Annotated in this window: 11 protein-coding genes; 3 read left to right on the forward strand and 8 right to left on the reverse strand. The window is 60.9% G+C overall.

Annotated elements, in window-relative coordinates:
* Positions 1-49: 49 nt before the first annotated feature.
* The 8 genes from rpsA to mtnA all read right to left on the reverse strand — a co-directional run bounded on the left by rpsA (position 50) and on the right by mtnA (position 12,493).
* The gene (gene rpsA, locus FEM54_RS00650) at positions 50-1,744 is read right to left on the reverse strand and encodes a 30S ribosomal protein S1 (RefSeq protein WP_017136102.1); all 1,695 of its coding nucleotides are present in this window, start codon (positions 1,742-1,744) and stop codon (positions 50-52) included.
* A 120-nt stretch (positions 1,745-1,864) separates the two neighbouring features.
* Entirely contained in the window at positions 1,865-2,554 is a 690-nt protein-coding gene (gene cmk / locus FEM54_RS00655; RefSeq protein ID WP_003172653.1) for a (d)CMP kinase, read from the reverse strand.
* A complete protein-coding gene (locus tag FEM54_RS00660; protein ID WP_240792699.1) occupies positions 2,551-4,761 on the reverse strand; it encodes a bifunctional prephenate dehydrogenase/3-phosphoshikimate 1-carboxyvinyltransferase in 2,211 nt (736 codons plus the stop codon). Before FEM54_RS00660 ends, cmk begins: the two co-directional genes overlap by 4 nt.
* A gap of 28 nt (positions 4,762-4,789) precedes the next feature.
* Positions 4,790-5,902 carry a histidinol-phosphate transaminase gene (gene hisC / locus FEM54_RS00665; protein WP_138449030.1) on the reverse strand — a complete coding sequence of 371 codons (1,113 nt, stop codon included), beginning with the start codon at positions 5,900-5,902 and terminating at the stop codon, positions 4,790-4,792.
* Between the two features lie 9 nt (positions 5,903-5,911).
* Positions 5,912-7,006 (reverse strand): prephenate dehydratase, encoded by a 1,095-nt coding sequence (gene pheA, locus FEM54_RS00670; protein ID WP_003172650.1) that lies wholly within the window; start codon positions 7,004-7,006, stop codon positions 5,912-5,914.
* Positions 7,006-8,091, reverse strand: a complete 1,086-nt coding sequence (serC, locus tag FEM54_RS00675) for a 3-phosphoserine/phosphohydroxythreonine transaminase (RefSeq protein ID WP_138449032.1) — start codon at positions 8,089-8,091, stop codon at positions 7,006-7,008. The genes pheA and serC overlap by 1 nt, the downstream gene beginning before the upstream one ends.
* A 244-nt stretch (positions 8,092-8,335) precedes the next feature.
* Positions 8,336-10,999, reverse strand: a complete 2,664-nt coding sequence (gene gyrA, locus FEM54_RS00680) for a DNA gyrase subunit A (protein ID WP_017136106.1) — start codon at positions 10,997-10,999, stop codon at positions 8,336-8,338.
* Positions 11,000-11,422: 423 nt separating this feature from the next.
* A complete protein-coding gene (gene mtnA, locus FEM54_RS00685) occupies positions 11,423-12,493 on the reverse strand; it encodes an S-methyl-5-thioribose-1-phosphate isomerase (protein WP_099549097.1) in 1,071 nt (356 codons plus the stop codon).
* 109 nt (positions 12,494-12,602) lie between these two features.
* On the opposite strand from mtnA, the gene FEM54_RS00690 reads away from it, so the two are divergent.
* The 3 genes from FEM54_RS00690 to mupP all read left to right on the forward strand — a co-directional run.
* Complete coding sequence (locus tag FEM54_RS00690; protein ID WP_138449034.1) at positions 12,603-13,934, forward strand: TRZ/ATZ family hydrolase; 1,332 nt, start codon at positions 12,603-12,605, stop codon at positions 13,932-13,934.
* Positions 13,935-13,998: 64 nt separating this feature from the next.
* The gene (gene ubiG / locus FEM54_RS00695) at positions 13,999-14,697 is read left to right on the forward strand and encodes a bifunctional 2-polyprenyl-6-hydroxyphenol methylase/3-demethylubiquinol 3-O-methyltransferase UbiG (RefSeq protein ID WP_003172645.1); all 699 of its coding nucleotides are present in this window, start codon (positions 13,999-14,001) and stop codon (positions 14,695-14,697) included.
* Positions 14,698-14,701: 4 nt separating this feature from the next.
* Positions 14,702-15,303, forward strand: a 602-nt coding sequence (gene mupP, locus FEM54_RS00700; RefSeq protein WP_138449036.1) for an N-acetylmuramic acid 6-phosphate phosphatase MupP, incomplete at its 3' end; no start/stop codon positions are given.

The following is a 15,303-nucleotide window of genomic DNA, read 5'->3' on the forward strand; positions in this document are numbered from 1 at the left end:
CACAAAAAAGGGCGACCGAAGTCGCCCTTTTTCTATGGTCTGACAGAACTTAGTTCTGCTTTTCCATTTGTGCACGCAGCAGGTCGCCCAGAGTGGTCGGACCCGAAGCGATGTCAGAGGTAGCTGGCTTGTCGCGCAGGCTCTGGATTGCTTCTTTCTCTTCGATCTCGTCCTTGGACTTGATGGAGAGTTGGATCACGCGGCTCTTGCGGTCAACGCTGATGATCTTGGCTTCTACTTCCTGGCCTTCTTTCAGAACGTTGCGCGCGTCTTCAACGCGGTCACGGCTGATTTCGGAGGCTTTCAGAGTCGCTTCGATATCGTCGGCCAGAACGATGATGGCGCCTTTGGCGTCAACTTCTTTCACAGTGCCTTTAACGATTGCGCCTTTGTCGTTCTCTTGAACGTACTCGGAGAACGGATCGCTTTCCAGTTGCTTGATACCCAGGGAGATGCGCTCGCGCTCTGGGTCAACCGACAGGATAACGGTGTCCAGCTCGTCGCCCTTCTTGAAACGACGAACAGCTTCTTCGCCCACTTCGTTCCAGGAGATGTCGGACAGGTGAACCAGGCCGTCGATGCCGCCGTCCAGACCAATGAAGATACCGAAATCGGTGATCGACTTGATGGTGCCGGAGATTTTATCGCCCTTGTTGAACTGGCCAGAGAAATCTTCCCATGGGTTAGATTTGCACTGCTTGATGCCCAGGGAGATACGACGACGCTCTTCGTCGATGTCCAGAACCATAACTTCCACTTCGTCGCCGACTTGTACGACTTTCGAAGGGTGGATGTTCTTGTTGGTCCAGTCCATTTCGGAAACGTGTACCAGGCCTTCCACGCCTTCTTCCAGCTCTGCGAAGCAGCCGTAGTCGGTCAGGTTGGTAACACGCGCGGTTACGCGAGTGCTTTCTGGGTAACGAGCTTTGATAGCAACCCATGGATCTTCGCCCAGCTGCTTCAAGCCCAGGGAAACGCGGTTACGCTCACGATCGTACTTCAGAACCTTGACATCGATCTCGTCGCCAACGTTGACGATTTCGGAAGGATGCTTGATACGCTTCCAAGCCATGTCGGTAATGTGCAGCAGGCCATCGACGCCACCCAGATCGACGAATGCGCCGTAATCGGTGAGGTTCTTGACGATACCTTTGACTTGTTGGCCTTCCTGCAGGGATTCCAGCAGAGCTTCACGCTCGGCGGAGTTCTCTGCTTCCAGGACGCTGCGACGGGAAACGACAACGTTGTTGCGCTTCTGGTCGAGTTTGATGACCTTGAATTCGAGTTCTTTGCCTTCCAGGTGCGTGGTGTCGCGCACAGGACGAACGTCGACCAAAGAACCTGGCAGGAACGCACGGATGCCGTTAACGTCGACAGTGAAGCCGCCTTTAACCTTACCGTTGATAACGCCCTTGACCACTTCTTCAGCTGCGAAGGCTGCTTCGAGAACAATCCAGCATTCAGCGCGCTTGGCTTTTTCACGGGACAGCTTGGTTTCACCGAAACCGTCTTCAACCGAGTCCAGAGCAACGTGAACTTCGTCACCGACATTGATAGTCAGATCGCCAGCATCGTTGTAGAACTGTTCCAGCGGGATCAGAGCTTCAGACTTCAGACCAGCGTGAACGGTTACCCAGCGAGCTTGGTAATCGATATCAACGATAACACCGGTGATGATGGAGCCTGCCTGAAGGTTCAGGGTTTTTAGGCTTTCTTCAAAGAGTTCCGCAAAGCTTTCGCTCATTTTAATTCCTGTTGATAAGGGCGAAGAATACGCCCATCTCCACACCCCAGACGGTGTGGGTCAGTTTCAGTTAAAAGAAGCCACCGCAGGACTATGACTGGTCCCCTGCGGCCTTCTTGATCACCCGGCGATATCGCGAATGGCGATTTCACTCAAGATGCGTTCCAGCACCTGCTCGATGGACAACTCCGTGGAATCCAGCTGTATGGCGTCAGCCGCCGGCTTTAGCGGGGCTACCGCACGCTGGGTATCACGCTCATCGCGTGCACGGATCTCATCTAGCAGACTCGACAGACTAACACCATCGACTTTGCCCTTCAACTGCAAGTAACGGCGGCGAGCACGCTCCTCGGCGCTGGCGGTCAGGAAAATCTTCAGCGGCGCCTCGGGAAACACCACGGTACCCATGTCACGGCCATCAGCGACCAGGCCCGGCGGCTCCTGAAACGCCCGCTGGCGCTGCAGCAATGCGTCACGCACGGCCGGCAGAGCGGCAACCTGGGAGGCCCAGGAGCCGACTTGTTCGTTGCGCAGGTCATCGGTCACGTCATCACCCTCAAGGATGATGCGCTGCGGATGACCTTCCGTCGCGCCGACGAACTGCACATCAAGGTGCGCCGCCAGCAGCTTCAGGGATTCTTCGTTGGTCAGGTCGACGCCATGGTTGCGTGCGGCAAAGGCCAGCAGGCGGTAAAGCGCGCCGGAATCCAGCAGGCACCAGCCCAGGCGCTTGGCCAGAATGCCGGCGATCGTGCCTTTGCCCGAGCCGCTTGGCCCGTCGATGGTAATCACCGGTGCTTTGATATTCACAATTGAGCCTCTTGGGCAACACGGATGCCGACGTGGGCACACAGTGTAAGAAAATTCGGAAAAGACGTAGCAACATTGGCGCAGTCACGGATACGAATCGGCGCGGCCGCCCGTAGGGAGGCCACGCTGAACGCCATGGCGATGCGGTGATCACCATGGGATTGCACTTCGCCACCGCCCATCGGGCCACCGTCAATGATAATCCCATCAGGTGTCGGTTCACACTTCACGCCAAGGGCCAACAGACCATCGGCCATGACCTGGATGCGGTCGGACTCCTTGACCCGCAGTTCTTCGGCGCCACGCAGCACGGTGCGCCCTTTGGCGCAGGCCGCCGCCACGAACAATACCGGGAACTCGTCGATCGCCAGCGGCACCAGGGCCTCGGGAATCTCGATGCCTTTTAACTCAGCGGCGCGCACGCGCAGGTCGGCAACTGGCTCACCGCCCACTTCACGCGGGTTTTCCAGGGTGATATCCGCGCCCATCAGCCGCAGGATATCGATCACGCCAGTGCGCGTCGGGTTAACGCCAACGTGCTCCAGCAGCAACTCGGAGCCTTCAGCAATCGAAGCCGCCACCAGAAAGAAGGCCGAAGAGGAAATATCCCCCGGCACTTCTATATGCGTAGCCGTCAATGCATGGCCCGACTCGACAGACGCCGTAGCCCCCGCCACGGCAACCGGATAACCAAACCCACGCAACATCCGCTCGGTATGATCACGGGTCGGCGCAGGCTCGGTCACCGAGGTCTTGCCCTCGGCATACAACCCGGCCAGCAACAGGCAGGACTTCACCTGCGCACTGGCCATCGGCATCGAATAGTCCAGGCCTTTGAGCACCTGGCCACCGCGAATTGTCAACGGCGGATGCCCGTCCGGTCCGGTCTCGATCACTGCGCCCATTTCCCGCAGTGGCTTGGCCACGCGGTTCATCGGGCGTTTAGACAGCGATGCATCACCGGTCAACACACTGTCAAAGCGCTGCGCCGCGAGCAACCCGGACAGCAAACGCATCGACGTACCGGAGTTACCCAGGTAGATCGGCCCCGGCGCCGGCTGCAAACCGTGCAAACCCACGCCATGAATCGTCACGCGCCCATGGTGCGGCCCTTCAATCACAACGCCCATGTCACGAAACGCTTGCAGGGTTGCCAGGGCATCTTCGCCTTCGAGGAAACCTTCGACTTCGGTCACGCCGTCGGCCAATGAACCCAGCATGATCGAACGATGGGAGATCGACTTGTCGCCCGGCACCCGGATCTGCCCGCTCAAGCGGCCGCCCGGTTTGGCGAGAAAGGTCTGCTCATCGGCGTTCACAGCGGTTTCCATGTAGGCCCGGCGCGCCAGGATCTTGCTGAAATGCTCACGCGCCACCCGCGCACGGGTAAACACGCCCAATAATTGATGGCCATCACCCGCATCAACCGCATCGCGCAAGGCGTCGAGGTCACTGCGGAAGGTGTCCAGGGTGCGCAACACAGCTTCACGATTGGCGAGGAAGATGTCGTGCCACATCACCGGGTCACTGCCGGCAATCCGCGTGAAATCGCGAAAACCACCGGCGGCGTAACGGAAAATCTCAAGGTTTTCGTTGCGCTTGGCCAGAGAATCCACCAAGCCAAAGGCCAGCAAGTGCGGCAAATGGCTGGTCGCCGCCAACACTTCGTCGTGGCGCTCGACCTGCATGTGCTCGACATCCGCGCCCAACTCGCGCCACAGACGATCCACCACCGCCAAAGCCGCCGGATCGGTCTGCTCAAGCGGGGTCAGAATCACCTTATGGCGACGGAACAACTGCGCATTGGACGCCTCGACGCCGCTCTGCTCGGAACCGGCAATCGGATGGCCCGGCACAAAACGCGCCGGCATGCCGCCAAAGGCGAGTTTGGCAGCGCGCACCACATTGCCTTTGGCACTGCCGACGTCCGTGAGGATCGCCTGGCCAAGGTCCATATCCGCCAGCAAGGCCAGCAACTTCTCCATCGCCAGAATCGGCACGGCGAGCTGGATCACATCCGCGCCCTGGCACGCCAGCGCCAGCTCTGCCTCACAGCGGTCCACCACGCCCAGCTCCACCGCCAGCTTGCGCGATTGCGGGTCAAGGTCCACACCGACCACCTCGCCACACAGCCCGCTTTCACGCAGGCCCTTGGCGAAGGAGCCACCGATCAACCCCAGGCCGACCACCACCAGGCGACCGATCATAGGCACAGCAGGTTGCAATGCAGTGACATCAACCACGAGCCAGAACCTTGGCCAACGCCTCCAGGAAGCGACTGTTTTCGGCCGGCAAGCCAATGGTGATACGCAGGTGGTTCGGCATGCCGTAGTTGGCCACCGGGCGCACGATCACGCCTTCGCGCAGCAGGCCCTGGAACACCGGCGCGGCGACTTGGCCGAGGTCCACACAAATGAAGTTGCCCTTGGAAGGAATCCAGCCCAGACCCAGCTCACGGAAACCTTCCTGCAGCTGCAGCATGCCGCTTTCGTTGATGCGACGGCCTTCTTCGAGGTACTCGGCATCCTTGACCGCCGCACACGCCGCCGCCAACGCCAGGCTGTTGACGTTGAACGGCTGGCGCACACGGTTGAGCACATCGGCAACCACCGCGGTGGACAAGCCGTAACCCACGCGCAGCGATGCCAGGCCGTAGGCCTTGGAGAAGGTGCGCGACACCAGCAGGTTCGGGTAAGCCGCCAGGAAGTCCAGGCCGTCCGGCAGGTCGCTGCCTTCGGCGTACTCGATGTAGGCTTCGTCCAGCACCACCAGCACGTGCTCGGGCACGTCCTGCAGGAAGTCGTTCAGCGCCTGGGCGTCGAACCAGGTGCCGGTCGGGTTGTTCGGGTTGGCGATAAACACCACGCGGGTTTGCGCGTCGATGGCCGCCAGCATGGCCGGCAGGTCATGGCCCCAGTCCTTGGCAGGAATGACGCGGGCGTCAGCCCCCACAGCCTGGGTCACGATCGGGTAGACGGCGAACGCGTGCTCGCTGAACACCGCATTCAGGCCTGGCGCCAGGTACGCACGGCCGACCAGCTCAAGAATGTCGTTGGAACCGTTGCCCAGGGTTACCTGGTTCAGCTCGACGCGGCAGTTCTCGGCCAGCAGCGACTTGAGGGCGAAGCCATTACCGTCCGGGTAGCGGGTCAGCTCAGTCAGTTCCTCACGAATCGCCGCCAATACTTTTGGGCTTGGGCCCAGCGGGTTTTCGTTACTGGCCAGCTTTACGATCTTCGACGGGTCCAGGTTCAATTCACGCGCCAGCTCGTCCACAGGCTTGCCTGGAACGTAAGGCGACAGTTGTTGCACGCCCGGCTGAGCCAGGGCGAGGAAGTTGCCACTCATGTTAAAGCCTCACAAAACCGCTTTCGGGTAAGAGCCCAGCACCTTGAGTGCCACGGCTTCCTGACTGATTTTCTCCAGCACCCCTTTGACCAGCGGGTCGCGGTGGTGGCCGATGAAGTCGATAAAGAACACATACGTCCATTTACCGCTGCGCGAAGGGCGAGTTTCGATTCGCGTCAGGTCAATCCCGTTATCGTGGAACGGCACCAGCAGCTCATGCAGCGCGCCGGGCTTGTTGCTCATGGAGACGATGATCGAGGTTTTGTCGTCGCCGGTCGGCGGCACCTCCTGGCTGCCGATCATCAAGAAGCGCGTGGAGTTATCCGGGCGGTCTTCGATCTTTTCGGCCAGGCGCGTCAGGCCATACAGGCCCGCAGCCATGTCACCGGCGATGGCCGCCGAATTCCACTCACCCTTGACCCGCTTGGCCGCTTCGGCGTTGCTGGACACCGCCACGCGCTCGACATTCGGGTAATGCGCGTCCAGCCACTTGCGGCACTGGGCCAGCGATTGGGCGTGGGAGTAGATACGGCTGATGCTGTCGGTCTTGGTGTTCTCGCCCACCAGCAGGTGGTGGTGGATACGCAGTTCGACTTCACCGCAGATCACCATGTCGTGCTCAAGGAAGCTGTCCAGCGTGTGGTTGACCGCGCCTTCGGTGGAGTTTTCCACCGGCACCACGCCAAAATTCACCGCACCGGCCGCCACTTCGCGGAACACTTCATCGATGGCCGCCATCGGTTTGCTGATCACCGCGTGGCCAAAATGCTTCATGGCCGCTGCCTGGGTGAAGGTGCCTTCCGGGCCGAGGTACGCCACCTTAAGTGGCTGCTCCAGCGCCAGGCACGACGACATGATTTCACGGAACAACCGCGCCATCTCTTCGTTGCCCAACGGGCCTTTGTTGCGCTCCATCACGCGCTTGAGCACCTGGGCTTCGCGCTCAGGCCGGTAGAACACCGGCACTTCGCCTTCAGCCAGGGACGCCATTTTCACGCGGGCGACTTCCTGGGCGCAGCGCGCACGCTCACTGATCAGCTCCAGGACTTTCTCGTCCAGGCTGTCAATACGTACACGCAGGGCCTTGAGTTCTTGCTCAGACATTAGCCGTGTTCCTTTTCGAACTCTGCCATGTAGGCAACCAGCGCGTTGATCGCGTGGATGTCGACAGCGTTGTAGATGGAGGCGCGCATGCCACCGACCGAACGGTGGCCCTTGAGGTTCAGCAGGCCACGTGCGTCGGCACCGGCCAGGAATGGCTTGTCCAGGCGGTCATCGGCCAGGCGGAACGGCACGTTCATCCACGAGCGGTCGGTGAGGTTGATCGGGTTGCTGTACAGGCCGCTGGCGTCGATGAAGTCGTACAGGGTGCGCTTCTTCTCTTCGTTGAGCTTGCCCATGGCGGCAACACCGCCCTGCTCTTTCAGCCATTCAAACACCAGGCCCGACAGGTACCAGGCGAACGCCGGCGGCGTGTTGTACATCGAGCCATTATCGGCCGCGACCTTGTAGTTGAGCATGGTCGGGCACAGCGAACGCGCGCGACCCAGCAGGTCTTCGCGGATGATGTTGACCAGGATGCCGCTCGGGCCGATGTTCTTCTGCGCACCAGCGTAGATCATGCCGTACCTGGACACATCGATCGGGCGCGAGAGGATGTCCGAAGACATGTCGCACACCAACGGCACGTCACCCACTTCCGGCACCCAGTCAAACTCCAGGCCGCCGATGGTTTCGTTGGCGACGTAGTGCACGTAGGCCGCGTCTTTCGACAGCTTCCACTCGTTCTGACCGGGAATGGCGAAGTAATCGTACGGCTTGGCGGTGCCCGCCACGTTGACGTGACCGTAGCGCGAGGCCTCTTCAATCGCCTTCTGACCCCAAATACCCGTGTCGATATAGTCGGCAGTGCCGTCTTCCGGCAGCAGGTTCAGCGGAATCTGGGCGAACTGCTGGCTCGCGCCGCCTTGCAGGAACAGCACCTTGTAGTTGGAAGGGATGTCCAGCAAGTCGCGCAGATCCTGCTCGGCCTTGGTGGCGATGGACACAAACTCATCGCTGCGATGGCTCATTTCCATCACGGAGAGGCCTTTTCCATGCCAGTCGAGGAGTTCACCCTGCGCACGCTGCAGGACTGCTTCAGGAAGCGCCGCGGGACCGGCACAGAAGTTATAGGCTCTCTTGCTCACATCCAATCTCACTCTGATCTGGTTGGGGCTGCAATCATGTTCGGCAACGGCCTTTCGCTGGCGAGAGCCCTTGTGGGAGCTGGCTTGCCTGCGATACAGGCACCTCGGTAGTTGCAGTGATACCGCGGTGATGCTATCGCAGGCAAGCCAGCTCCCACAGGGATCGAAGCCAGACCAAGGACATGTGTTTCAAAGGGGACAAACAACAAGGGGGCGAATCTTCATCCGCCCCCTGTGTGTCCGCTTACTCCTGCGGTTCTTCTTCGTCTGCGGCAGCATCGAGGGTTGGCTCGTCGACGTTGTCATCGCCGGTTGCGATCACCTCGCCATCGAACACCGCACCGTCTTCGCCTTCCAGCTCTTCGCCTTCGACTTCCGATGGCTCCTGAACGCGCTCCAGGCCCACCAGCGTTTCGTCGCTGGCCAGCTTGATCAGCGTCACGCCCTGGGTGTTACGGCCCAGGCTCGACACTTCAGCCACACGGGTACGCACCAGAGTGCCCTGGTCGGAAATCAGCATGATCTCCTCACCATCAAGCACCTGCACCGCGCCAACCAGACGGCCGTTGCGGTCGTTGCTGACCATGGCGATTACGCCCTGGCCGCCACGCTTGTACTCCGGGAACTCGCTGATGGCGGTCCGCTTGCCATAACCACGCGCCGAAGCGGTGAGGATCTGGCTGCCTTCTTCCGGGATCAGCATCGAAATCAGCTTCTGCCCTTCCGGCAGACGCATACCGCGCACACCGCGAGCGGTACGGCCCATGGCGCGAACGTCGGATTCCTTGAAGCGTGTCACTTTGCCGCCATCGGAGAACAGCATGACTTCACGCTCGCCATCGGTGATGGCCGCAGAGATCAATACGTCGCCTTCGTCCAGCTCCAGGGCGATCAGGCCCACGCTGCGCTGGCGGCTGAAGGATTCCAGCGGAGTCTTCTTCACGGTGCCTTTGGCGGTGGCCATGAAGATGAAGTGACCTTCGGTGTATTCCTCGACTGGCAGCATGGTGGTGATGTATTCATCACTGTCCAGCGGCAGCAGGTTGACCAACGGACGACCACGGGCAGCGCGGGAGGCTTCCGGAATCTCGTAGGTCTTGAGCCAGTACACCTTGCCTTTGCTGGAGAACAGCAACAGCGTGGTGTGGCTGTTGGCAACCAGCAGGTGAGCGATGTAGTCCTCATCCTTCACGCCGGTAGCCGATTTACCTTTACCGCCACGACGCTGAGCCTGGTACGCAGCCAATGGCTGGGTCTTGGCGTAGCCACCGTGGGAAATGGTCACCACACGTTCTTCTTCCGGGATCATGTCACCCAGGGTCAGGTCGAGGCGCGCATCGAGGATTTCGGTGCGGCGCACGTCGCCGTATTCGGCACGGATCACTTCCAGTTCTTCGCGGATCACTTCCATCAGGCGCACAGCGCTGTTGAGGATGCGGATCAGCTCGCCGATCTGGTTGAGAATCTCCTGGTACTCGGCCAGCAGTTTCTCGTGCTCCAGGCCGGTCAGACGGTGCAAACGCAGTTCCAGAATGGCCTGGGCCTGTTCCGGCGACAGGAAGTACTTGCCGTCGCGCAGGCCGTATTGCGGGTCCAGGGTTTCCGGACGGCACGAATCGGCACCGGCACGTTCAACCATCGCCACGACGGCGCTGGATTCCCACGGCATCTTGATCAGCGCTTCCTTGGCTTCCGACGGCGTCGGCGAAGCCTTGATCAGCGCGATCACCGGGTCGATGTTCGACAGCGCTACCGCCTGGCCTTCCAGGATGTGGCCGCGCTCGCGGGCCTTGCGCAGTTCGAACACGGTGCGGCGGGTGACCACTTCGCGGCGGTGACGCACGAAGGCTTCGAGCAGGTCCTTGAGGTTCAGGATGCGCGGGCGGCCGTCGATCAGGGCCACTACGTTGATACCAAACACGCTTTGCAGCTGGGTCTGGGCGTAGAGGTTGTTGAGGATCACCTCAGGCACTTCGCCACGACGCAGCTCGATCACCACGCGCATACCGTCTTTGTCAGACTCGTCGCGCAGTTCGGTGATGCCTTCGAGCTTCTTCTCTTTAACCAGCTCGGCGATCTTCTCGATCAAACGCGCCTTGTTCAACTGGTACGGGAGTTCGGTAATGACGATCTGCTGGCGGCCACCGACCTTGTCGATGTCTTCGATCATCGAGCGGGCGCGCATATAAATGCGGCCACGGCCGGTACGATAGGCTTCGATGATGCCGGCACGGCCGTTGATGATCGCGGCAGTCGGGAAGTCCGGACCGGGGATGTATTGCATCAGCTCATCGACGGTCAGCTCAGGGTTGTCGATGAGGGCCAGGCAACCGTCGATGACTTCACCGAGGTTGTGCGGCGGGATGTTGGTGGCCATGCCCACGGCAATACCGCTGGAACCGTTGACCAGCAGGTTGGGAATACGGGTTGGCATGACGGCCGGGATCATTTCGGTGCCGTCGTAGTTCGGCACCCAGTCCACGGTTTCTTTATGCAGGTCAGCCAGCAGCTCGTGCGCCAGCTTGGTCATGCGTACTTCGGTGTATCGCATGGCCGCAGCGTTGTCGCCGTCGACCGAACCGAAGTTGCCCTGGCCGTCTACCAGCAGGTAGCGCAGGGAAAACGGCTGGGCCATCCGAACGATGGTGTCGTACACCGCAGTGTCGCCGTGAGGGTGATACTTACCGATCACGTCACCGACAACACGGGCAGATTTCTTGTACGGCTTGTTCCAGTCGTTACCCAGCTCGCTCATCGCGAACAGCACACGCCGGTGCACGGGCTTCAAGCCATCGCGCGCATCAGGCAGTGCCCGACCGACAATTACGCTCATTGCGTAGTCGAGGTAGGACTGTTTCAGCTCGTCTTCGATATTGACCGGGAGGATTTCTTTGGCCAGTTCGCCCATGAGAAGCCTGATTCCTTTTTCGGGTGAAACCTCGTCACATCCATATGGGACGAACGAAGCTCGCCGTTGCTGGCAGAGTGCCTGACAACGACTTACGACAAATCAACGAGTTATGACACGGATCTGCACGTTATGGGCAACCCCTCGGGGCGGCCCTGGAAACCGCCGGATGTTATCACAATCGCCGCCACGCACCTATCCCCCTGACGCGCATGGAGGCTAGTAATTTGACGGATGACAGGCTTGAGGGGGACGAGAGAGGCTCAGAGCGGGGTGGGTGCTGTTTTTTGAGGCTGGATCCAAGGGTTTTATTGACTTACAGGGCCAATCGCGGGCAAGCCCGCTCCCACATGTTGGCCTGCGAGCACCGTAAGTGTGGGAGCTGGCTTGCCTGCGATAGCGATCCAACAGCCACCAAAGCCCTCAATGCAGGCGCTTACGGCACATCAACTTGGCCAGCTTGGCGGTATCAGGCCGTTCGACGATGCCTTTTTCGGTCACGATCACATCAATCAGGTCCGCCGGCGTCACATCGAAGACAGGATTAAACGCCGCAACCTCCAACCGCTGACCGTTAACCTCCAGCAACTCCGCCGCATCACGCTCTTCCAGGCTGACATCATCACCGGTAGCCATCATCAAATCGAGCGTCGAACTGGGCGCCACCACCATAAAACGCACGCCGTGGTGCATGGCACACACCGCCAATTGATAAGTGCCGATCGGGCCGATCACATCACCATTGGCCGCAATGCAGTCGGCGCCGACCACGACCCAGGTCACGCCTTTGGTCTTGAGGATATGCGCACCGGCCGAGTCAGCATTGACCGTCGCCGGGATACCCTCACCCGCCAGCTCCCACGCGGTCAGCCGCGAACCTTGCAGCCACGGGCGGGTTTCGTTGACATAGACATGCTCGACCAAACCCTCGAGGAACGCTGCGCGGATTACCCCAAGGGCCGTGCCCACGCCGCCAGTGGCCAGGGCACCCGCATTGCCATGGGTGAGGATCGCCTGGGCGTTGCCCTGGTGCTTGCGGATGCGCTCGAGGCCTAATTGGGCCATGACCAGGTTGGCTTCGCGGTCGCTTTCATGGATCGCAATGGCTTCGGCTTCCAGCACCGCCAGCGGGTCGGCGTGTTTTTTGACCCGATCCAGGCGGTCACGCATGCGCTTCAAGGCCCAGAACAGGTTAGCGGCGGTCGGACGGCTATCGGCCAGCAATGCGTAGTCTTCTTCCCATGCCGCCTGCCAGTCACCGCCCTCGGCGATCCGCTCGCGGGCGGCCAGCACCAGGCCGTAGGCAGCACTGATGCCGATAGCCGGCGCGCCACGCACAGTCATGCTGCGAATGGCTTGGGCGACTTCAGCCGCCGAAGTGCAGGCCACCCAGGTTTCCCGCGAGGGCAAGGCACGCTGATCGAGCAGGTGCAGTGCGCCATCACGCCAATCGATGGCCTTCACTTTCTCTGCAGCTAACAGTCGGTCGCGCATCCCTTACCCCGCACTCATGAACAAAAGCCGCCGATTATAGCGATCCGCCAGCCAGGACGCTCGGGTATACTTCGCCCTTCTTTTATAGCTGCCTGGGAAGAAGCCTGCGATGACCTCCACTGCCGCCCCGCTCGACTTATTGCTGCTGCCAACCTGGCTGGTACCTGTCGAACCCGCTGGCGTGGTGCTCAAGGAGCACGGCATGGGCATCCGTGACGGGCGCATTGCGTTTATCGGGCCACGGGCGGCGGCCTTGAAACTGACAGCCAGCGAAGTGCGCGAGCTGCCGGGCATGCTGCTCAGCCCCGGTTTGATCAACGCCCACGGCCACGCGGCGATGAGCCTGTTTCGCGGCCTGGCCGACGATCTGCCGCTGATGACCTGGCTGGAAAAACACATCTGGCCCGCCGAAGCCAAATGGGTCGATGAAGCCTTCGTGCGCGACGGCACCGACCTGGCCATCGCCGAACAGCTCAAGGGCGGCATCACCTGCTTCTCGGACATGTACTTCTACCCCAAGGTCGCCAGCGACTGCGTACACAACAGCGGCATGCGCGCGCAGATCGCGCTGCCGATCCTCGACTTCCCGATCCCAGGCGCCAGCAGCGCCGATGAGGCGATTCGCCAGGGCGTGGAGCTGTTCGGCGACCTCAAGCACCACCCGCGTATCAAGATCACCTTCGGCCCTCACGCGCCCTACACCGTGAGCGACGCCAACCTGGAAAAAATCCGGGTGATTGCCGAAGAACTGGACGCCGCCATCCATATGCATGTGCACGAAACCGCCTTCGAAGTGCAACAAGCCGTGGACAAGACCGGCGAACGCCCACTGGCGCGCCTGGGCCGTCTGGGCCTGCTCGGCCCACGCTTCCAGGCCGTTCATATGACCCAAATCAGCGAGGACGACCTGGCTTTGCTGGTAGAAAGCAACACCAGCGTCATCCATTGCCCGGAATCGAACCTGAAACTGGCCAGCGGCTTTTGCCCGGTAGAGCGTCTGTGGCAGGCTGGCGTGAACGTGGCCATCGGCACCGACGGCGCGGCCAGCAACAATGACCTCGACCTGTTGGGCGAAACCCGCACGGCGGCGATGCTGGCCAAGGCCGTCGCCGGCTCGGCCACTGCCCTGGACGCCCATCGCGCCCTGCGCATGGCTACGCTCAACGGGGCGCGTGCCATGGGCCTGGACAGCGAGATTGGTTCGCTCGAAGTCGGCAAGGCGGCGGATATCGTTGCCTTTGATCTTTCGGGGCTGGCGCAACAACCGATCTACGACCCGGTCTCAACGCTTATATATGCCACCGGACGCGAGTGTGTGAAACACCTTTGGGTCGCCGGCAAGCAGTTGCTCGACGACCGGCGATTGACCCGCATGGATGAACAACAGTTGACCGCCACGGCCATCGCCTGGGGCCAACGGATCAGCGGGCACAGCGAATAACGAAGGTCTTGAACCGCGCCGTTCAGGACTGAATAACCGATTTATCAGATTTAGAGGATTCACCATGAGCAACGTCGACCACGCCGAAATCGCCAAGTTTGAAGCCCTGGCCCACCGCTGGTGGGACCGCGAAAGCGAGTTCAAACCGCTGCACGACATCAACCCGCTGCGCGTCAACTGGATTGACGAGCGCGTCAACCTGGCCGGCAAGAAGGTGCTGGACGTCGGTTGCGGCGGCGGCATCCTCAGCGAAGCCATGGCCCAGCGCGGCGCCACCGTGATGGGCATCGACATGGGCGAAGCGCCGCTGGCCGTAGCCCAACTGCACCAGCTGGAATCCGGCGTGAGCGTCGAATACCGCCAGATCACCGCCGAAGCCCTGGCCGAAGAGATGCCCGAGCAGTTCGACGTGGTTACTTGCCTTGAGATGCTCGAGCACGTGCCAGACCCGTCCTCGGTGATCCGCGCCTGCTTCCGTATGGTCAAGCCGGGCGGCCAGGTGTTCTTCTCCACCATCAACCGCAACCCCAAGGCCTACCTGTTCGCGATCATCGGCGCCGAATACATCATGAAGCTGCTGCCGCGTGGCACCCACGACTTCAAGAAATTCATCCGCCCAAGCGAGCTGGGCGCCTGGAGCCGTCAGGCCGGGCTGACCGTCAAGGACATCATCGGCCTGACCTACAACCCGCTGACCAAGCACTACAAGCTGGCGAGCGACGTGGACGTCAACTACATGATCCAGACCCTGCGCGAGGAGTAAGCCTGTGAAGTTGCGAGCAGTTCTCTTCGACATGGACGGCACCTTGCTGGACACCGCGCCGGACTTTATCGCGATCTGCCAGGCCATGCGCACCGACCGAGGCCTGGAGCCGATCAACCCCCAGCACATCCGCGATGAAATTTCCGGCGGGGCACGGGCGATGGTCGCCGTGACCTTCTCGATGGACCCCGAATCCCCTGGCTTTGAAGCGTTGCGCCTGGAGTTCCTGGAGCGCTATCTCAAGGGCTGCGCAATCCACAGCAAACTGTTCGACGGCATGGCCGAGTTACTGGAAGACATCGAGAAATCCAAACTGGTCTGGGGCGTGGTCACCAACAAACCGTTGCGCTTTGCCGAACCGATCATGCAGCAACTGGGCCTGGCCGAGCGTTCGGCACTGCTGATCTGCCCGGACCACGTGAAGAACAGCAAGCCCGACCCCGAGCCGCTGATCCTGGCGTGCAAGATGCTCGACCTGGACCCGGCCAGCGTGTTGTTCGTGGGCGATGACCTGCGCGATATCGAGTCTGGCCGCGACGCTGGCACCCGCACTGCGGCGGTCACCTTCGGCTACATCCACCCGGACGACAACCCACGCAACTGGGG

Source organism: Pseudomonas edaphica, from assembly GCF_005863185.1.
Classification (GTDB): Bacteria; Pseudomonadota; Gammaproteobacteria; order Pseudomonadales; family Pseudomonadaceae; genus Aquipseudomonas; species Aquipseudomonas edaphica.

What these genes read in the sequence shown, in the direction of transcription:
- rpsA (WP_017136102.1), bottom strand. Translation starts at nt 1,744, where the DNA reads ATGAGCGAAAGCTTTGCGGAACTCTTTGAAGAAAGCCTAAAAACCCTG.
- FEM54_RS00660 (WP_240792699.1), bottom strand. Translation starts at nt 4,761, where the DNA reads ATGATCGGTCGCCTGGTGGTGGTCGGCCTGGGGTTGATCGGTGGCTCC.
- hisC (WP_138449030.1), bottom strand. Translation starts at nt 5,902, where the DNA reads ATGAGTGGCAACTTCCTCGCCCTGGCTCAGCCGGGCGTGCAACAACTG.
- pheA (WP_003172650.1), bottom strand. Translation starts at nt 7,006, where the DNA reads ATGTCTGAGCAAGAACTCAAGGCCCTGCGTGTACGTATTGACAGCCTG.
- gyrA (WP_017136106.1), bottom strand. Translation starts at nt 10,999, where the DNA reads ATGGGCGAACTGGCCAAAGAAATCCTCCCGGTCAATATCGAAGACGAG.
- mtnA (WP_099549097.1), bottom strand. Translation starts at nt 12,493, where the DNA reads ATGCGCGACCGACTGTTAGCTGCAGAGAAAGTGAAGGCCATCGATTGG.
- FEM54_RS00690 (WP_138449034.1), top strand. Translation starts at nt 12,603, where the DNA reads ATGACCTCCACTGCCGCCCCGCTCGACTTATTGCTGCTGCCAACCTGG.
- ubiG (WP_003172645.1), top strand. Translation starts at nt 13,999, where the DNA reads ATGAGCAACGTCGACCACGCCGAAATCGCCAAGTTTGAAGCCCTGGCC.